Source organism: Paenibacillus chitinolyticus NBRC 15660 (assembly GCF_000739915.1).
In the GTDB taxonomy this organism is placed as follows: Bacteria; Bacillota; Bacilli; order Paenibacillales; family NBRC-103111; genus Paenibacillus_F; species Paenibacillus_F chitinolyticus.
The window spans coordinates 249,478-267,936 of sequence record NZ_BBJT01000008.1; the positions used below are offsets into that span (position 1 = coordinate 249,478).

Below are 18,459 nucleotides of genomic sequence, written 5' to 3' on the forward strand. Positions count from 1 at the left end.
GAACGCTCCGCATACGTTTTCATACGAAAGCGCTTTTTAACATGTAAGCGAGAAAAAGATGCCCCCTCTGTCTATTATCTAGTACCAGGGACATTTCCTACCCAATCATTATACATGAAAATTGTCGAAATGAAAAAGCACAGAGGGACGCCAAATCGAGGTAATTGTGGCTAGTTTATGAACTTCGGAAGCAAAAATCGGCACCCGTTCCTCTAGATGGCATATTTGCCTATAGAGTCGGATGCCGATCCCTTTATTTGGATTTGCTCATGTGGCGCCGCTCCAGCTCCGCCATTACATCGTCAAGCGGAAGCTTGGACTCGCGAAGAAGAACCATCAAGTGAAAAATCAGATCGCTCGTTTCGTACCGGAGTTCGTCGTGGTCCCGGTTTTTGGCAGCGATGATTACCTCTGCCGTTTCCTCGCCTACTTTTTTGAGAATTTTGTCGATTCCCTTCTCGAACAAGTAGGTCGTGTAGGCGCCTTCGGGTCTTTCCGCTTCGCGGGAAGCGATGACGGATTCCAACCTCGACAAGATGCCGAACCGGTCGGAGGAAGCAGGCACGGCTGCGGATTCACCGGTTTCAGCGGAATCTGCACCGGCCACCGGAATTTCACCGCCGAAGCAGGTGTAGGATCCGGTGTGGCAAGCGGGTCCGGTCTGCTCCACCAGCACCAGCAGCGTGTCCGCATCGCAGTCATACCGGAGCGAAACCACGCGCTGCGTGTGCCCCGAGGTCGCCCCCTTGTTCCAAAGCTCCTGCCGCGAGCGGCTCCAGAACCAGGTCGTGCCGGTGGCTGCCGTTTTTTCAAGCGATTCATTATTCATATAAGCCAGCATCAGAACGTCTTTGCTGATGGCATCCTGCACAATAGCGGGAACGAGACCCTGCGAATCGTAGCGGATGTTGTCCAGTCGTATGCCTGTCATCGAATCTCCACTCCTTTTTTCTTCAAGCTCTCTTTAACGCCCTGCACCGTCAGTTCTTTATAATGAAAGATCGTCGCGGCCAGACCCGCGTCGGCACGGCCTTCGGTGAACACTTCGTAGAAGTGTTCTTCATTTCCGGCACCGCCGGACGCGATGACGGGGATTCCGACAAATCCCGATACCGCCTTGGTCAAAGCCAGATCGAAACCGTCCTTCGTCCCGTCCGCATCCATGCTGGTAAGAAGCAGTTCGCCGGCGCCTGCCGTCTCCATCCGCTTCGCCCACTCGACAGCCCGGATGCCGGATGCCGTCCGGCCCCCGTGCGTATAGACTTCCCACTCGCCCCAGGCCGGGTTGAACTTGGCGTCAATAGCGACGACGATGCACTGGGACCCGAATTTACGCGCTCCGTCCGATACAAGCTGCGGATTCTTGACCGCCGCCGTGTTGATGCCGATTTTATCCGCGCCGGCACGGAGCAGACGTTTCATATCATCGGTAGTCGAAATTCCTCCGCCGACCGTGAACGGAATCGTGATTTCGCCTGCCGTTTTCTTCACGACCTCCACCATCGTCGCCCGTCCTTCAACCGAAGCCGAAATATCCAGGAAAACGAGCTCGTCGGCGCCTTCGCGGTCATATATGGAAGCAAGCTCAACCGGATCGCCCGCATCTCTTAAATTCACGAAATTTACACCCTTGACGACCCGGCCGTCCTTCACGTCCAGACAGGGAATAATCCGTTTAGCCAGCATTCTGACTTCCCCCTTTAACTCTATACCACCTTATACCCGGCACCTCGCTGCGCTAGCGCCGGTATATTCCTTACTCCGTTGTTCTTCCTCGCGCCTCTCTAAACCTAAACCAGCTTCAGCGCTTCCTCAAGCCGGATGCTGCCTGTATACAGCGCCTTGCCGACAATCGCGCCGCCCACGCCGTTCGCAGCCTCGGCGGCAAGCCGCTCCAGATCTTCCGTCCGGCTCACGCCTCCGGAAGCAATGACCGTCTGGCCGGAAACTTGCGCCAGCCGTACGATTGCCTCCACATTCGGCCCGCCCATCATGCCGTCCCGGGAAATATCGGTAAAAATAAACGTTTTGGCGCCATGCTCGGCAAGCTGAACCGCCAAATCCTCCGCTTTTACCGATGAAGTTTCAAGCCAGCCCCGGGTTGCGACAAAACCGTCCCGCGCGTCCAGGCCGATGGCCACATTCTCGCCATGTTTAGCCAGCAGAGACTGGACGAAGGCGCGGTCTTCGATCGCGGCTGTACCGAGAATGACGCGAGTTACGCCCAGCGACAGCAGACGATCGACATCCTCCTCCGTGCGGAGTCCGCCTCCGACTTGGACCGGAACTTTCACCGTGCGTGCGATTTCGCCGATCAGCTTGTCGTTAACCGGCCGGCCGGCCTTCGCGCCGTCCAGATCGACCAGATGAATCCACTGTCCGCCTTGAGCTTCCCAAGCTTGCGCGACCTCAAGAGGATTCTCGTTATAGACCGTTTCCTGATTATAGTCACCTTGAACGAGACGGACGCATTTGCCGTCCCGGATATCAATTGCCGGATAAATAATAAAGGACATGATTCGTTACCTCCACCTGATAGGCCTCAGAGCCGGTTAATCTTAGGACTTCGCCTTGCTTCGACACAGCCCTACGAAATTTTGAAGCAGCCGCATGCCCAGCTCACCGCTTTTTTCGGGATGAAACTGCATGCCGAAAACGGAACCTTTTCCTACTACAGCCGTAACCGGCTGATGATAATCCGTGACAGCCAGAAGATCCTCCTGACGCTCCGGCTTCACATGATACGAATGAACAAAATAAACGTGTCCCTCTTCAAGCCCTTCCAGAAGCGGGCTGGTCTGCTTGAACTCCAGCCGGTTCCAGCCCATATGAGGCACCTTGTAGTCCCCTTGGAATCGCACGACTTGACCGGGAAGCAGATTGAGGCCGTCATGCTCTCCATATTCTTCGCTGGAGGTGAAAAGCAGCTGCATGCCGAGGCAAATACCGAGCAGCGGCTTCCCTTGAGCGGTCTGTTCCCGCAAAAGCCGATCGAGACCGAGCGAGCTGAGCTGCTCCATCGCGTCGCCGAACGCTCCAACTCCGGGCAGAATAAGGCCGTCGGCCTCGGCCAGAATCTTCGGATCGGATGTAACCGTGGACTCGCATCCGAGACGTTCCACGGCCTTGCTCACACTATGCAGGTTGCCCATGCCGTAATCGATGATGGCAATCATGCTTAGAGAACTCCCTTCGTCGAAGGCACTCCCTTAACACGGGGATCAATGGACGTGGCTTCATCCAGAGCGCGTCCCAGCGCTTTGAAAACCGCTTCGATCATGTGATGCGTGTTCCGGCCGTAATGAACAATGACATGAAGGGTAATCCGGGCCTCCAAGGCAAATTTCCACAAGAACTCGTGAACCAGCTCCGTCGTGAAACTTCCGACTTGCTGGGAAGGATACTCCGCCCGATATTCGAAATGAGGCCGGTTGCTGACATCGATAATCACCTGCGCAAGCGCCTCATCCATCGGGATAAATACGCTGGCGTAACGTTTGATGCCCTTCTTGTCCCCAAGAGCTTCCCTGAGCGTCTGACCGAGACAAATTCCGATGTCTTCTACCGTGTGGTGATCGTCTATGTCAACGTCTCCGCGAGCTTGAACTTTAAGATCGAACTGTCCGTGCTTGGCAAAAAGATCGAGCATATGGTTCAGAAAAGGAACATCCGTCTCCAGTTCCGAGACACCGGTTCCGTCGACGCCGAACGAAAGTTCGATGTCGGTTTCGTTCGTTTTGCGCGCTACGCTGGATACACGTGCACGGGAAACGGAATCCGTGACGGACAAGCCTTCACCCGCACCTGTGTCTACCCCATCCGCATTTACTGCATCCGCGTTAACCGATCCACCCGGGTTCCCGCCTTCAAGCCCCGCTTGTTTTGCGTTCTTGTCCACTTGTTCAGCCATGAAAGTTCCCTTCTTTCTGCAATCGAACTTGTATCGCTCTGGCATGCCCTTCGAGCCCTTCGTTGCGGGCGAGCGTCATAATTTGCTCTCCGTTCGCAAGGAGAGCTTCCTTACTATACGAAATCACACTGGATTTTTTAATAAAATCGTCGACGTTCAGCGGCGAAGAGAACCGGGCCGTACCGTTCGTCGGCAGGACGTGATTCGGTCCGGCGAAATAATCGCCGACCGGCTCCGGGCTGTACGCGCCGAGGAAGATCGCCCCGGCGTTCTCAATCCGCGGCAGCACCGCGAACGGGTCGTCCACGAGCAGCTCCGCATGTTCCGGAGCAATCGCGTTGACGACGCGGATACCCTCGTCCAGATCCCCTACGAGGACGATCGCGCCCTTGTTCGCCGTGGACATCTCGGCGATCGCTTTGCGCGGCAGCGCCTGCAGCTGCCGCTCCACCTCTCCGCGCACCCGCTCGGCGAGCTCGCGTGACGGCGTCACCAGAATGGCCGGTGACAGCTCGTCATGCTCCGCCTGGGCCAGCAGGTCCGCGGCGATGTATTCGGGGTCCGCCGACTCGTCGGCCAGGACCACGATGTCGGTCGGACCGGCAATCATGTCGATATCGACGACGCCGAAGACGGCGCGTTTCGCGAGCGCTACGTAAATATTGCCGGGTCCGACGATCTTGTCAACGGCACGAATCGTATCCGTGCCGTAAGCGAGCGCCGCGACGGCCTGTGCGCCGCCGACGCGGTAGATCTCCCGCACGCCAGCCTCGGCTGCCGCCACTAGGATGTGCGGGTTGATGCCCTCTTCCCCGGCTGTAGCCGGCGGCGTCACCATCACGATCTCGGGAACGCCGGCGACAACAGCCGGAATGGCGTTCATGAGCACCGACGAGGGGTAAGCCGCCTTCCCTCCGGGGACGTATAAGCCGACGCGCTGCAGCGGCCGGATGATCTGGCCCAGCAGGGACCCGTTGTCCTGCAGGTCCATCCAGGACACGCGTTTCTGCTTTTCGTGAAACGCGCGGATGTTGGCGGCGGCTTGACGCAGCGCCTTCAGAAACTCGGCGTCCACCCGGTCGTACGCCGCCTCGATCTCGGCTTCGTCCACGCGGAGTTCGTGAAGGTCGACGCCGTCGAACTCCTTGGACAGCCGCCGGAGAGCCGCATCTCCTTCGCTGCGTACAGCGGCGATGATCGATTTTACGACGTCGTTTTGCTCCGCCGTCCCGTAGTCCACTTCCCGGGTGAGTTCAAACTCTTCCGCAGGCACGATTTTCATGCGCAATCATCCTTTCGTAACGCCGGCTTCCGCCTGCTGATCGTTTCGTTTTTATAACGTTTTATGTCATCCGTCAGGGATTAGCAGCCTCTTACTCCGGTAACGAAATCGTCGCCTGCAGAGCGTCGCAAAGCTGCTGAATCCGGTCGTTTTTCATCCGGTAACTGACGCGATTGGCGATAAGCCGGCTCGTGATCGGAAATATTTCCTCGTATTCCACCAGACCGTTTTCCTTCAAGGTCTGACCGGTTTCGACCATGTCGACGATCCGGTCGGCCAAGCCGATCAGCGGCGCCAGTTCAATCGAGCCGTTCAACTTGATGACTTCAACTTGCTGGCCTCTTTCCCTGAAGTACTGGGAAGCCACCTGGGGATATTTCGTCGCGACGCGGGGATTCAGAACGGGCTGCCAGTCCGGCAGCGCGATTACGGACATCCGGCAGCGGGCGATACCGAGATCAAGCAGCTCGTAGACGTCCCGGTTTTCTTCCATCAGCACGTCCTTGCCCACCACTCCGATATCCGCCACCCCGTATTCCACATAGGTCGGAACGTCGACGGGTTTGGCAAGAATGAATTCCATGTTCGCTTCCGGAAAGGTAACGATCAGTCTCCTGGAATCGTCACCGCTATCGTCCGGCATCGGCAATCCCGCACGGCGGAAAAGTTTGAATGCCTGTTTATATATACGCCCTTTGGGCATGGCTACCTTAAGCATTTCCTGCATACTCTACAGCCTCCTGTCAGCAGCCTCTGTCGAAGGCTAAATGGTTGCGGTCATGTGGGGCGGCGCGGAACCGCCGGCAAGCCCGCTGTATAGTCGGAAAGGCCGGTTTAACGGCCTGAATCGTTTAATTATAGCAGTGTCATCCGGTTCGTGCTGCTGCAATCGCAGATTCAGCATCTGTAGCCGGCAAATTACCGATACGGGCGCCGGATTCTAATCCGCCAAATACAGCAGAACGTCCGAGTAGACGTTTCCTTCGTACCGGTAGCCGCCCTGCTCAAATTTGTGCAGCGCTGCCGGGTCCCATGGCGCGACCGATCCGGTTCCGGCGTGGCGTGTCACGACGACCTTTCCGGGAAGGGTTCTAAGGTCCCGGGCTTTGCCCAGCGCTTCAGCGCGGCGGGATTCCCCGTATACGATCAGGACCCGTTCCTGCTGCTTGCGGACCGCATCTCCCGCCGCTTCCAGAATGCGGTTCGTCTTCAACGCAAAGCCCGTTGCCGGTGCCGGGCGTCCGAACTGGGCGAGCAGATTGTCGTATCGGCCCCCGCTGCATAGCGGGAACCCTAGATCGGCGGCATACCCCTCGAACGTAAGACCCGTGTAATAAGAAAAATTCCCGATCATCGTCAGGTCGATCAGCACATGCTCGCTTACTCCGTATGCCTCCAGAACGTTCCAAACTTCGCACAGGTGGGCGATAGCCGCCTGTGCCGTCGGATCGGAAGTTACGCTGAGGGCCTGTTCGCAGATGTCTTTCCCTCCGCGCAACCGGAGGATGCTCTCCAGTTCCCCACGCCGGGCTTCGTCCACACCCATGCGCCGGATGGCCGTGCGGTAACCGACGTAATCCCTGCCGAGCAAGCAGCTCTTGAGCTCTTCCTGAGCTTCGGGATGATCTTTAAGCGTTTCGCCGAACAAACCGTGTAAAAACCCGACATGCCCCAAGGCAAACTTAAACGTTTTTACGCCTGCGGCCTGTAAGGAAGCAATCGCCAAAGCCACTACTTCGGCATCCGCTTCCGCGGACGGGTCGCCTACAAGCTCCACACCGGTCTGTACGAACTCCGAATCGCGCCCGGCTTCTTCCTCCATCGCCCGGAAGACATTCCCATGATAGCTGAGACGGAGCGGAAGGGGCTCATCCCTAAGAAGTGAGGAGACCACCCGCCCGATCGGGGCCGTCATGTCGGAGCGGAGCACCAGCGTTTTCCCGTTCCGGTCCAACAGCTTGAACTGCTTCCGGTCTTCGATGGAGCTGGCTACCCCCACCGTATCGTAAAATTCCAGCGTCGGAGTCACGATTTGGCTGTAGCCCCACCGCTCCATGCAATCCAGCACGCTGAACTCGATCTCACGAATTCTCGCTACCGATTCCGGAAGCAAATCTCTAAAGCCCGTAGGCTTTTCAAACACTTTCGGTTTAGACATTCAAGTTCCTCCTCGCCCTGCCGGTACACCTCTATTTTCAAAAAAACGCTTTAGTGCGCTACCATACTACCAAATTGAAGGATATCCGTTAGTTTATCACGGAATGTGAGAGGCGTCAATTTGCAGATTCATTCCCATTCGTTTCTCCGGGGCTAATGTCCTCTTCGCTTCAAACAAAAAAAACAGTTCTCTTCCTAAGAAGATGAACTGTTTGGATTGGTGCTATTGCCGGAAGCCACCGGTCCGGATATTTCCGCTGACGCTCCGAAGGTCCCGGCTTCTGCGGAATCGGGAGTTCCCGTCCGGATAACCCGAAGCGGATTGCCCGCTACGAAGCTGTATGGCTCTACATCCTTGTGAACGACAGACCCCGCACCGATTACGGCGCCATCCCCTATCGTTACACCGGGCAGAATGGTTGTGTTCGCCCCGACCATCACATTCGATCCGATCCGCACTTCACCCAGACGATACTCCTTGGTCAAATACTCGTGAGCCAGAATGGTTGTGTTGTACCCGATGATCGAGTTGCGGCCGATCTTTATTTTTTCCGGAAAAAATACATCCACCATCACCATCAAAGCGAAAGCGGTGTGTTCTCCCACCTCCATGCCCAACATGCGGCGGTAGATCCAATTTTTAACCGGAAGCGAGGGGCAGTAGCGGCTAATTTGTATCCAGACGAAATTTTTGACCGCTTTCCATTTGCTGACCGTCCGGTAAATCTGCCATAGGGCGTTAGGTCCGTCGACCGGGTATCTGTCGGTTTTCCTCAAACACTTTCCTCCGTAATCCCGAAAATCATATACAGCTCGCGCATATCCGCGATCATATGCTCCGGATGGTACTGTTCCAGGTAGGCCTGGCCCTTAAGAGACCAGTTGACGGCCACGGCTTCAACGCCTGCGGCTTTGGCCGCTTCGATGTCGTAATGGCTGTCCCCCACCATGACGGCTTCCTCCGCTGTTGAGCCTAGTTCATGGAGAGCCTTCCTGATCCCTTCCGGGTCCGGCTTCGCATTCGTGACATCATCGACGGTCACAATACTTTGGATATACGGCAGCAGCTCGCAAAGCTCCAGGCCCAACATGGTTGTCAGCCTGATTTTGCTGGTCACGACGCCGATTTTGACTCCGTAGGCATGCAGCTTGGCCAACACCTCTTTTACATAAGGAAAAGGCTTCACCAGCTCGTCGTGGTGCTTGAGGTTATAGGACCGGTAAAGGGTCAGAAGATCCGTCACTTCATCCAGTCCGCTGAAAAACTGGAGCTGCTCGATAAGAGGGCGCCCCATATGCGGGATAATGCTTTCTCTTGTAAACAACTCGGGGGTCTTTCCTTCCAGCGCATGCAGGAACGACTGGATAATGAGCTCGTTGGTGTCTAGAATGGTGCCGTCCAGGTCAAACAATACCGTATGCTTCATGCTGTGCTCCTTATTTTCAAGAGTTCTTTCCTGTTAGGATTGACTTGTATTGGCCGAAGCCGGTGCCCCGCCGATTTTCTCGATGGGATCGCTGTACTTGGTTTTCGCGTAGCCCATACGACGGCGCAGGACGATGATGATGATAGCCGCGATGATGATAAGCACGGCAAGAAGCTGGGAAATACGGATGTTGCCGCCGTATGTCATCGTACCCGCTTCACCGAACAGCAGGGACATCGGCGACCATAGTCCGTTCAGCAGGGAAGCCAGCCATGCCGGTCCCGTGAAATCGAGGCTGTCCGTACGCAAGCCTTCGATGAAAAAGCGGCCCAGCGAATACCAGATAAAATAGCTCATAAACAACTCGCCCGCACGAAGGAACGGACGGCGGCGCAGCCAGAAGAGCAGCAGCAGCCCGACGAAATTCCATACCGATTCATACAGGAAAGTGGGATGATAGAAAATCCCTTCGATGTTCATCTGGTTCACGATCCAATCCGGCAGATGAAGCGTGTTGCGCAGGAAAGATTCGCCGACCGGGCCGCCGTGAGCCTCCTGGTTCACGAAGTTTCCCCAGCGGCCGATCATTTGGCCGACGATGAGTCCCGGAGCGCAAATGTCCGCAATCCTCCAGAACGAGTATCCTTTGCGGCGGACATAGATAAGCGCTGCGATAATAGCCCCGATCAGAGCGCCGTAAATGGCGATTCCCCCATGCCAGATGGCGATGATTTCGCCCAGATTATTTTTGTAGTTTTCCCATTGGAAGGCCACATAATAAATCCGAGCGGCTACAATGGCAGACGGAACTCCGATCAGCAGCAGATCCATAAAAAATTCGGGCTGCAGCTTGAAGCGTTTGCCTTCCCGAATGACAAGCAGCAGCCCAATCAGGGCCGCCGTGCCTAATATAATGCCGTACCAATGCACGGAAATCGGGCCTAGCTTAAAAGCGACTGGATTTAGCATAAACGGTCGATATCCTCCTATTCCTTACCTGTGTGGGTATGAACCGGCTCTCAGTCCATGTCGTCCAAATCTTCGGCCAGCGTTTCCGTCAGCTTATTGGTGAACTGCAGGGCCGCGTTAAAGCCCATACGCTTAAGCCTGTAGTTCATCGCCGCAACTTCGACGATGACCGCCAAGTTTCTTCCCGGACGGACGGGGATCGTGATCAGCGGAACATCCGCTTCAATAATCCGGGTCGTTTCTTCGTCGAGTCCGAGGCGGTCGTACTGCTTATCCTGCTGCCAAGTTTCCAGCCGGGCAACGACGGATATTTTCTTGACGTTCCGCACCGCTCCCGCACCGAACAGCGTCATCACGTTAATAATGCCGACACCGCGGATTTCAAGCAAATGGCGGATCAGGTCGGGAGCGTTTCCGTACAGCATATAATCGGCCGTCTGGCGGATTTCAACGGCATCGTCCGCTACCAGACGGTGGCCGCGCTTAACCAGCTCGAGCGCCGTCTCGCTTTTCCCGATTCCGCTGCCTCCCGTAATAAGCATCCCGACGCCGTATACATCCACCAGTACACCGTGAATGGTAGTGGAGGGAGCAAGTTTATTTTCCAGGAAGTTGGTCAGTCGGCTGGCCAGAATGGTCGTCGCCACTTGACTCCGAAGAACCGGAAGCTGGTGTTTCTTCGCTTCCTCCACCAATTCCGCGGGAATATCCAATCCGCGGGTGACGATAATGCAGGGCGTCTCTTCGCTTGCGCAAAGCTGCTCGGCGCGATGCAGCCGGACCGTTTCGTCCAGCGTTTCGAAGAAGGACATCTCGGTGCGTCCCAGCAGTTGAACGCGTTCCTGCGGATGATAATTGAAATAGCCCGCCATTTCCAAACCGGGCCGGTAAAGATCGGCAACCGTTACAGTCCGCTTAAGACCGTCTTCGCCGCAAATGACTTCCAGGTTGTAATGCTCAACCAGCTCAGACACTCTCACTTTTTTGCCCATCGTTCATTCCCCTTTGTTTTCCCAATAGTTCCATCGTAATTCAACTGCCGGGTGAAAATCAACCTGCCGCCAGGCCTACCGGTATGCCGCGCAGAGGTGTAACTTCTGCATCGTTCCCATAGGCCGCCTTATCAACCTCTAATACGTCAAAAAAGCCAGTCACGATGGACTGGCTTTAAATTGATGATTCTTAAGAATTCAGAAGGATGGAGTTCGTCGTTTCTTTATCGAAGAAATGAACTTTGTTCATGTCCAGAGCAAGTTTCACGTTAGCGCCGTCTTTCAGACCGGAACGGCCGTCAACACGCGCCACGACTGTACCTTCGCCGATACCGGCAAGGTGAACTTGCATTTCGTGACCCAGGTTCTCGGATACTTCGATCAGGGCGTTAACCACTGTCTTAGCGGAAGCTTCGAGGAACACAGGCTCATCGTGGATATCTTCAGGACGAATACCCAGAATAACATCTTTGCCGACATAGCCTTTGTCGCGAAGAACTTGGGCTTTGCCTTGCGGAATAACAACGTCTACGCCTTTGGCTTTGAAGTGAAGCTCTCCGCCTTGGTCGCTCAGCGAGCCGTTTACGAAGTTCATGGAAGGAGATCCGATGAAGCCCGCTACGAACATGTTGACCGGGAAGTTGTAGATCTCTTCCGGAGAAGCTGCCTGTTGGATGATGCCTTTGTCCATAACGACAATCCGGCTACCCATCGTCATAGCTTCGGTTTGGTCATGCGTTACGTAGATGATCGTTACGCCGAGACGTTTGTGAAGTTTGGAAATTTCGGCACGCATTTGTACGCGGAGTTTAGCGTCCAAGTTGGAAAGCGGTTCGTCCATCAAGAAAACTTGAGGTTCGCGGACGATTGCGCGGCCCAGGGCAACACGCTGACGCTGACCACCGGAAAGTGCTTTCGGTTTGCGGTCCAGAAGGTGTTCAATATCGAGAATTTTAGCCGCTTCACGCACGCGTGCGTCGATATCGGCTTTTTTGAATTTACGGAGTTTAAGGCCGAACGCCATGTTCTGGTACACGTTCATGTGCGGGTACAGGGCGTAGGACTGGAATACCATCGCGATGTCGCGGTCTTTAGGAGCCACGTCGTTAACGAGACGGTCGCCAATGTACAGTTCACCTTCGGAAATTTCTTCAAGACCGGCAATCATCCGCAGAGTTGTGGATTTACCGCAACCGGATGCTCCTACCAATACGAGAAACTCTTTATCTTGAATATCGAGATGGAAATCCTTAACGGTTGCTTCTTGGTTGCCTGGGTACCTCTTTACGATATGGTTAAGACGAACGCCTGCCATAGTTCATTCCCCCTGGTTCTTGAATGTTCTTGATTTGAATCTGTACATTTATCTTAGCTTAAATGCCCGAAGACTGACTATGCACAATCTTCACAAAAAACTCACTTTCTTTTTGTTACTTTGTACAATACGAGCGCAAGCTTCACCAGGACGGCGTCGTGGAAAGCTCTTACGTCCAGTCCCGTCTCGTTTTTGAACTTGTCCAGCCGGTATAACAGCGTGTTGCGATGAATATACAGCTTTTTGGCCGTCTCGCTCACATTGCAGTCCAGCGCAAAAAAACTCTCCAGCGTGGACTGCGTCTCGGCATCCATGGAATAGTCCTTCAGCACATGCTCCAGAAACTGATGTTTCTCGGAATCGGGGATCGGATGGAGCAGCTTTTCCATTTGTAAATGCCAAGGGGTGTGTATGTTGTTCGTCACATTGTATAACCGGCCGAGCATAATCGTCGAGCGTAGAGAAAGCATGGCCGCCAGAAGCGCCTGGGCAGGCTGAATGGGATAGTGAACCCCAAGGTGGCTTTCTCCTACCCATTCGGTAGCCAGCATGTCATGCAGTCCTGACGCCAGAGCATCGAGCATCTGCTCGGTGCTCTCTTCCTGAGCGTCCGTCTTGTCTTCTTGCCCCACTGTGAGCAGATAATCCGGCGCAAGAATCAGCCATTCTTTATCCAGCAATGGAATTAATATAATTTCCGCGTCAAAAAAAGTCTCCAGCAGCCTTTTCAGCTCCCGGTAAGACGCCCGTATATTCGAAGAATAATCTCCATACAGGAGAAAAGGTATTTTGGTCGAATAAAGCCCGGCCTGGGAAGAAATCGTGTCGGGAACCTCCGCTTGAGAGTCGGTTTCGGCATGCTGCAGCAGCCATTCCCTGAGCGCGGAAAGCTTTTTCTCTTCTTCGAGCAGAAGAGTGCCGCTTTGCCTTTTCTCCGGCTGCGCAGATTCAATGAGCCACTCGACCAGATGACGTTCGTCTCCGGCCAAGTTTCCCGCAGGAATAGACAAAGTATGGATTTCATTTCCTTCCCTGCTCAGCAGGAAATAAACCTCTTTGCCGATCAGCATGCTGCTCTTCTTCACGGCCTGCCTGTCCCCGTTATTTTTCCCCGCGTTTCTTGTAAGGGTTTCCCACTCTTCCGGCGTCTTTGCAATCAGTTGGACCGGCCCTTTGCCGATCGATTCCAATTGTTCTTTCAGCCTTTCCCAATCCATCCGCATAGCTCCCTATCTGTGTAATATCGAGGCTGCCATGGTGCTTCCTATTATTGTATCACAGGTAAGTAAGCGTTTCACTTAAAGATGGCTTCAGTAAGCCCCGGATGCGGGATGCGGTTCATACGCCCATGAGCACCACAATAATGGAAAGCAGGGAGAAGAGAGCGCCGATCAGGTACAGGAAAGAAACCGTTTGAGTTTGGGACAGCCCCCACTGCATAAGGCTGTGATGAGTATGAAGCTTATCGGCCCGGTGCAGCCCTCCGCCTTTCAGGAGCCTTCTCGTAAACACGATGACCGTATCCAGAATAGGAACGCCCAGCGCCAGCACAGGAACCAGGAGGGAGATAAAAGTCGCGCTTTTGAAAGCACCGTCCACAGCAACGACCGCAATCGTATACCCCAGGAAAATCGCACCGGCGTCACCCATAAAAATTTTGGCGGGATAAAAATTGAACGCCAGAAAAGCCAGGCAGGCGCCAACCAGAATACCCGCAATCAATGCGGAATCCTCCTGCCTTTTGACAAGAGCCGCCACAAGCAGCGCCAAAGAAGCGATCGTTACGATCCCCGAGGCGAGGCCATCCACCCCGTCGATGAAATTAATCATATTGGTGATCCCGAAAATCCAGGCCATCGTGCCGAGCCAGACAAGCCAGACCGGGAAAAAAATCATGCCGCTAAAGTGGAGATTCGACACTCCGATTATTTGAATGCCGAATAAAAGCGGCACCGCGGACACCGCAATATAGATGATCAGCCTGGGCCAGACGGGAAAGTCCTTGCTTCGTGTTTTAAACCAGTCGTCCGTCAAGCCGGTCAGCATAAGTACCGTTCCGCCGATCAGCACCGCGTAGGAAAGATTGCCGTTACGGCTGAACATTAAAATTGCCGCCGCGCAAGCGATGTAAATCGCCACTCCTCCGAGCAAGGGAATAGGAGCGGCATGAATTTTGCGGGTAGACGGCCGGTCGACAAACCCTGCTTTTACAGCGATTCGCTTCATAACGGGCACCAGCAGGGCCACCAGAATAAAGCTCGTCAGCATAGGGATTAGATAGTGCATACGCTCGATTCCTCCTGCCTGTCGTTACCCTTACGGATGACGATGGGTAAATAGCTTTTTCACCGCATCTGTTAGCGTCTCCCAATCGAATTCCGCCCATACTTGCCCCGCTTGGTAAAGGTTTGGTCGGTTAACCCGCTCAAAACCTCGAGAACATTTTGTTTAGAAGCGAGTTAACTTCTCCTTTTATGGAAAAAATAAGAAGAGAATTCAACGATTTAAGCGGATGTTCAAAACGAAACAAAGGAGATCCCCCTACAATGATCTGGAACGCCTGGACGTTAGACCGGTCTGTTATTTTGTTTACGGCTTTCGCTTATTTATTTATCGCGGCTCAAGTGACCTTGTCCCATTACCGGCAAAATTTTCACCGCAAAGTCATGTTGATTCCCGTTATTACCGCCCCGCTGTACTTTCTGGTTGGGCTGCTTGCGGTTCTCCTTAACCGGTCTTGGCTTCTCTGTCTTTTTCATATAGGCATGTGGCTGGGCATTTTGACGGGCTTAGCCGGCCTGTACCTTCACATCCGGGGAGTAGGCAAACGCGTCGGGTCTTATGCGTTCCGCAATTTCCTTATCGGACCTCCCGTCCTGATGCCTCTGCTGTACTCGGCTCTCGGTATCCTCGGGTTAATCGCTGTTTATGGAAGGTGACTTGTATGAGAAAAATGCTGAAATACCCTTCTTTCGATGTCATGAAGGAGCAAAACCACTGGGATCCCCACACACGGTCTATCGTCAGCTCCCGTATGAGGCGGCGCCGTGAATATCGGCTGTTAACACGGTTAGAAGCGGAGCAGCTCAGAAGCGTATGCTCTCTTCTTGTCGACGACGACCGGTCCGAAATCCTGACTTACGTGCTGGAGCATATAGATGATACTTTGTGCGGGCAAAAGGAAGAAGGCCAGAGAGGACCCGATACTCCTCCTCAGTCCGAATTAATCCGGAAAGGGCTGGAGGCGCTTGAGACGATGTCACACGGGTTTCATGCGAGGCCCTTTCAACAGCTATCACCGGCGGAACAGAAGGAGCTGCTCACGAATGTTGCCGAGGTTCGCCTATCCCTGCGGGGCGATTGGCCGGCTGCCGTGCAGAAAGCCTTCTTCATTAGGCTGCTCACGCTGACCGTGGAAGCTTACTATTCTCATCCCCAAATCTGGTCCGAAATCGGGTACGCAGGTCCTGCTTATCCGAGAGGTTACATCCGGGCGGACCGGGGGCACCTTGATCCGTGGGAGGCGAAACCGGAACGATGAAATGGAACACTCAATCGGAAACCGTTGATGTGGTCATTATCGGCGCGGGAGCGGCAGGCGGTGTGCTTGCACAGGAACTTAGCGAAGCCGGGCTGCAGGTCGTGGTATTGGAAGCCGGACCGCTGCGGGATCCCCAAAAGGATTTTGCGAGCGACGAGCTGTCCATGCAGTGCCTGGGCTGGCAGGATACCCGTCTTGTGGACGGAAGGCATCCTCTTACCATGGGACACAACAATTCGGGCTGGGGAGTGGGCGGGGGAACCCAGCATTTTACCGGAGTGTTTCTGCGATTCCATGAATCCGATTTCAAGACAAGATCCATCGACGGAGTCGGCGAGGATTGGCCAATCCATTATAAAGATTTGGAGCCATACTACTCCCGGATTGAAAAAGAAATCGCGGTTTCCGGTCCCCGTCATTTTCCGTGGGGAAACTTCCGCGGGCCTTATCCTTATCCCGAACGGGACCCTCTAAGCCCTAACGCCTATTTGTTTCAAAGAGGCTGTGAGAGTTTGGGGATTCGCTCCGTTACGGCCCCCTTGGCGATTCTGTCTGCGCCTTTTGAGGGCAGGCCTCCCTGCATCAACCGTGGTTTCTGCCAGCAGGGGTGCATGCCTAACGCCAAATTCAGCACCCTCATTCAGCATATCCCGAAAGCTGTGCAAGCAGGCGCCACTGTGTTTACCGATAGCAGGGTCACTCAGATCGAGACAGGGCCTGACGGAATGGCTACGGCTGTGCTTTTTGTGAAAAAAGGAGTCGAATACCGTCAAAAATCCAAACTCGTGATCGTATCGGCCTATGCGGTCGAAACACCCCGATTACTGCTGAATTCTGCGAACAGCCGTCATCCGGACGGGCTTGCCAACAGCAGCGGCTGGGTAGGCAAGGCACTTATGACGCACAGCAGCCATGACGTGTATGCCAAGTTCGAGGAGGAAGTGCGATTATACAAGGGGACCCCTGTGCTGGCTACTACACAGGAATTTTACGAAACCGACCGGAGCCGCGGCTTTGCACGCGGGTATTCTCTGCATGCCCATGGCACGCGGCCTCTTGCTTTTGCTCAAGGAATCGTCAAAACAAGCAAGTCTCCTGTATGGGGAACCCCGTTACGCGAAGCTATGCTGGACTACAATTTTTACGGCCGCACGACACTGGTCGGAGAAGTCCTTCCGCAAGAGCATAACTGTGTCACGTTATCAGGGGAGAAAGACACTTTCGGTTTGCCCAGAGCCAAGGTATCCTTCAGCTTTGGGGAAAACGACATCAAGCTCATCGAGCATGCGGTCTCGAACATGAAATCTATTCTTCAGGCTGCGGGAGGAACACCCGAATTTGTGGTGCCAGATACCGCCCATCTGATGGGAGGCTGCCGGATGGGGAACGATCCTTCGCGATCTGTCACAAATTCATTCGGACAAACGCACGATATCCCGAATTTATTCGTATGCGATGCGAGCCTCTTCGTCACGTCCAGCGGAGTGAATCCCACTAACACCGTAATGGCTCTAGCAGCTCGAACAGCCGATTACATCGTAAGTGAAATTATTTGATCACCAAAATGAAGACGGATGAAGACACAAGTGGCCACCATCCATTACAATTAGAGACAAAGTCATTTCTAAAAAAGGAGGACCACGACTAATGGCAATTGCAGAAATTACGGTTGTTCCTATAGGTACAAGCTCTACAAGCTTAAGTGAATATGTAGCCCATCTCCAAAAGGTGTTAGACAACCAGCCTCTCCATTATGAACTTACTCCAATGAGCACCATCATCGAAGGCCCCCTGGATCAACTTATGGAAGTCATCCTTAAGCTTCACGAAAGTCCCTTTGAAAACGGTGCTCAACGCGTCTCCACCTCCATCAAGTTAGACGATCGCCGTGATAAAGCGGCATCCATGCAGCAAAAACTCCAGTCCGTTGCCGACAAACTGGAGCAGCTTCAATAGTATAGAATCTCCATTTTAGCCGAGAGCCTGAAAGTCACAAAATCGAATTTCCTACGTGCCCAAATTTCAGTCGGCTCTCCAACCCTTGCAGGACCGGCCATTGGACAGAAGTCGATTTAAAGCGTTTTTTCCATTCACCGGTTAAAAAGACAACAAAAAAAGAGACCGTTAAGGTCTCTTTTTATATGAAGAGAATTGTTCACATGGCATGTGAGCCATGAAGGACTCGAACCTTCGACACCCTGATTAAAAGTCAGGTGCTCTACCAACTGAGCTAATGGCTCTTGGAAAAACTGGTGGAGGCTGATGGATTCGAACCACCGAACTCGTCAGAGAACAGATTTACAGTCTGCTGCGTTTGGCCACTTCGCTAAGCCTCCACAATACTGCCAAGCGCCGTTATGGACTGACTTGACTAAAAATGGTGGCTCGGGACGGAATCGAACCGCCGACACGAGGATTTTCAGTCCTCTGCTCTACCGACTGAGCTACCGAGCCATACTATGAAATTGGTATACAAACTAAAATGGCGGAGCTGACGGGATTCGAACCCGCGGTCTCCTGCGTGACAGGCAGGCATGTTAGGCCTCTACACCACAGCTCCGTGCATAAGATTGTATGGTGGACGCTGACGGGATCGAACCGCCGACCCTCTGCTTGTAAGGCAGATGCTCTCCCAGCTGAGCTAAGCGTCCTTATGTAGTTGTTATGGTAGCGGCGGAGGGGCTCGAACCCCCGACCTCACGGGTATGAACCGTACGCTCTAGCCAGCTGAGCTACGCCGCCTTAATACTGGCGGAGAGAGAGGGATTCGAACCCTCGCACCACTTACGCAGTCTAACCCCTTAGCAGAGGGTCCCCTTGAGCCACTTGGGTATCTCTCCAATGTGTAAATAAACTTTTCAGGTTG

General features: G+C 54.0%; 19 protein-coding genes and 7 tRNA genes. 4 read left to right on the forward strand and 22 right to left on the reverse strand.

The features are described from left to right. Positions 1–253 precede the first annotated feature (253 nt). The 15 genes from hisIE to PCH01S_RS20085 all read right to left on the reverse strand — a co-directional run bounded on the left by hisIE (position 254) and on the right by PCH01S_RS20085 (position 14,338). On the reverse strand, positions 254–931 hold the full coding sequence (hisIE, locus tag PCH01S_RS20015) for a bifunctional phosphoribosyl-AMP cyclohydrolase/phosphoribosyl-ATP diphosphatase HisIE (protein ID WP_042232322.1): 678 nt from the start codon (positions 929–931) through the stop codon (positions 254–256). Continuing rightward, entirely contained in the window at positions 928–1,686 is a 759-nt protein-coding gene (gene hisF / locus PCH01S_RS20020; RefSeq protein WP_042232324.1) for an imidazole glycerol phosphate synthase subunit HisF, read from the reverse strand. Before hisF ends, hisIE begins: the two co-directional genes overlap by 4 nt. A 104-nt stretch (positions 1,687–1,790) precedes the next feature. Further along, a complete protein-coding gene (hisA, locus tag PCH01S_RS20025; RefSeq protein WP_042232327.1) occupies positions 1,791–2,516 on the reverse strand; it encodes a 1-(5-phosphoribosyl)-5-[(5-phosphoribosylamino)methylideneamino]imidazole-4-carboxamide isomerase in 726 nt (241 codons plus the stop codon). A gap of 42 nt (positions 2,517–2,558) precedes the next feature. Further along, the gene (gene hisH, locus PCH01S_RS20030) at positions 2,559–3,176 is read right to left on the reverse strand and encodes an imidazole glycerol phosphate synthase subunit HisH (protein ID WP_042232330.1); all 618 of its coding nucleotides are present in this window, start codon (positions 3,174–3,176) and stop codon (positions 2,559–2,561) included. Positions 3,177–3,178: 2 nt separating this feature from the next. Further along, a complete protein-coding gene (hisB, locus tag PCH01S_RS20035; protein ID WP_272509849.1) occupies positions 3,179–3,910 on the reverse strand; it encodes an imidazoleglycerol-phosphate dehydratase HisB in 732 nt (243 codons plus the stop codon). Continuing rightward, entirely contained in the window at positions 3,903–5,192 is a 1,290-nt protein-coding gene (hisD, locus tag PCH01S_RS20040; protein WP_042232332.1) for a histidinol dehydrogenase, read from the reverse strand. Before hisD ends, hisB begins: the two co-directional genes overlap by 8 nt. 91 nt (positions 5,193–5,283) lie before the next feature. Then, positions 5,284–5,919, reverse strand: coding sequence for an ATP phosphoribosyltransferase (gene hisG / locus PCH01S_RS20045; RefSeq protein ID WP_042232333.1), 636 nt, complete (start codon positions 5,917–5,919; stop codon positions 5,284–5,286). Positions 5,920–6,132: 213 nt separating this feature from the next. Further along, positions 6,133–7,350 carry an ATP phosphoribosyltransferase regulatory subunit gene (locus PCH01S_RS20050; protein ID WP_042232335.1) on the reverse strand — a complete coding sequence of 406 codons (1,218 nt, stop codon included), beginning with the start codon at positions 7,348–7,350 and terminating at the stop codon, positions 6,133–6,135. A gap of 194 nt (positions 7,351–7,544) precedes the next feature. Beyond that, positions 7,545–8,126, reverse strand: coding sequence for an acyltransferase (locus tag PCH01S_RS20055; protein WP_042232336.1), 582 nt, complete (start codon positions 8,124–8,126; stop codon positions 7,545–7,547). After that, a complete protein-coding gene (gene ppaX, locus PCH01S_RS20060; protein WP_042232340.1) occupies positions 8,123–8,776 on the reverse strand; it encodes a pyrophosphatase PpaX in 654 nt (217 codons plus the stop codon). The genes PCH01S_RS20055 and ppaX overlap by 4 nt, the downstream gene beginning before the upstream one ends. Before the next feature lie 33 nt (positions 8,777–8,809). After that, on the reverse strand, positions 8,810–9,745 hold the full coding sequence (gene lgt, locus PCH01S_RS20065) for a prolipoprotein diacylglyceryl transferase (protein ID WP_042232342.1): 936 nt from the start codon (positions 9,743–9,745) through the stop codon (positions 8,810–8,812). Between the two features lie 50 nt (positions 9,746–9,795). Beyond that, positions 9,796–10,737: an HPr(Ser) kinase/phosphatase gene (gene hprK, locus PCH01S_RS20070; protein WP_042232344.1), complete on the reverse strand. Its 942-nt coding sequence runs from the start codon at positions 10,735–10,737 to the stop codon at positions 9,796–9,798. Between the two features lie 190 nt (positions 10,738–10,927). Then, entirely contained in the window at positions 10,928–12,052 is a 1,125-nt protein-coding gene (locus PCH01S_RS20075) for an ABC transporter ATP-binding protein (protein ID WP_042232346.1), read from the reverse strand. A gap of 101 nt (positions 12,053–12,153) precedes the next feature. Next, positions 12,154–13,269 carry a helix-turn-helix domain-containing protein gene (locus PCH01S_RS20080; RefSeq protein WP_042232349.1) on the reverse strand — a complete coding sequence of 372 codons (1,116 nt, stop codon included), beginning with the start codon at positions 13,267–13,269 and terminating at the stop codon, positions 12,154–12,156. Between the two features lie 121 nt (positions 13,270–13,390). After that, entirely contained in the window at positions 13,391–14,338 is a 948-nt protein-coding gene (locus PCH01S_RS20085) for an MraY family glycosyltransferase (protein WP_042232352.1), read from the reverse strand. A gap of 260 nt (positions 14,339–14,598) precedes the next feature. On the opposite strand from PCH01S_RS20085, the gene PCH01S_RS20090 reads away from it, so the two are divergent. The 4 genes from PCH01S_RS20090 to PCH01S_RS20105 all read left to right on the forward strand — a co-directional run bounded on the left by PCH01S_RS20090 (position 14,599) and on the right by PCH01S_RS20105 (position 17,549). Further along, positions 14,599–14,991, forward strand: a complete 393-nt coding sequence (locus PCH01S_RS20090) for a hypothetical protein (protein ID WP_042232354.1) — start codon at positions 14,599–14,601, stop codon at positions 14,989–14,991. A 5-nt stretch (positions 14,992–14,996) separates the two neighbouring features. Beyond that, positions 14,997–15,593 carry a gluconate 2-dehydrogenase subunit 3 family protein gene (locus PCH01S_RS20095; protein WP_042232356.1) on the forward strand — a complete coding sequence of 199 codons (597 nt, stop codon included), beginning with the start codon at positions 14,997–14,999 and terminating at the stop codon, positions 15,591–15,593. Further along, entirely contained in the window at positions 15,590–17,149 is a 1,560-nt protein-coding gene (locus PCH01S_RS20100; protein ID WP_042232358.1) for a GMC family oxidoreductase, read from the forward strand. Before PCH01S_RS20095 ends, PCH01S_RS20100 begins: the two co-directional genes overlap by 4 nt. A gap of 91 nt (positions 17,150–17,240) precedes the next feature. Next, entirely contained in the window at positions 17,241–17,549 is a 309-nt protein-coding gene (locus PCH01S_RS20105; protein ID WP_042232360.1) for an MTH1187 family thiamine-binding protein, read from the forward strand. A 211-nt stretch (positions 17,550–17,760) separates the two neighbouring features. On the opposite strand, the gene PCH01S_RS20110 is transcribed toward PCH01S_RS20105, so the two are convergent. The 7 genes from PCH01S_RS20110 to PCH01S_RS20140 all read right to left on the reverse strand — a co-directional run bounded on the left by PCH01S_RS20110 (position 17,761) and on the right by PCH01S_RS20140 (position 18,433). Then, positions 17,761–17,833: transfer RNA gene (locus PCH01S_RS20110), tRNA-Lys, on the reverse strand. Between the two features lie 10 nt (positions 17,834–17,843). After that, positions 17,844–17,929, reverse strand: a tRNA-Tyr gene (locus PCH01S_RS20115). 42 nt (positions 17,930–17,971) lie between these two features. After that, positions 17,972–18,047, reverse strand: a tRNA-Phe gene (locus PCH01S_RS20120). Positions 18,048–18,076: 29 nt separating this feature from the next. Continuing rightward, positions 18,077–18,153: transfer RNA gene (locus tag PCH01S_RS20125), tRNA-Asp, on the reverse strand. 15 nt (positions 18,154–18,168) lie between these two features. Continuing rightward, a tRNA-Val gene (locus tag PCH01S_RS20130) sits at positions 18,169–18,244 on the reverse strand. A gap of 14 nt (positions 18,245–18,258) precedes the next feature. Then, positions 18,259–18,335: transfer RNA gene (locus tag PCH01S_RS20135), tRNA-Met, on the reverse strand. A 7-nt stretch (positions 18,336–18,342) separates the two neighbouring features. Then, positions 18,343–18,433, reverse strand: a tRNA-Ser gene (locus tag PCH01S_RS20140). Positions 18,434–18,459: the final 26 nt, after the last annotated feature.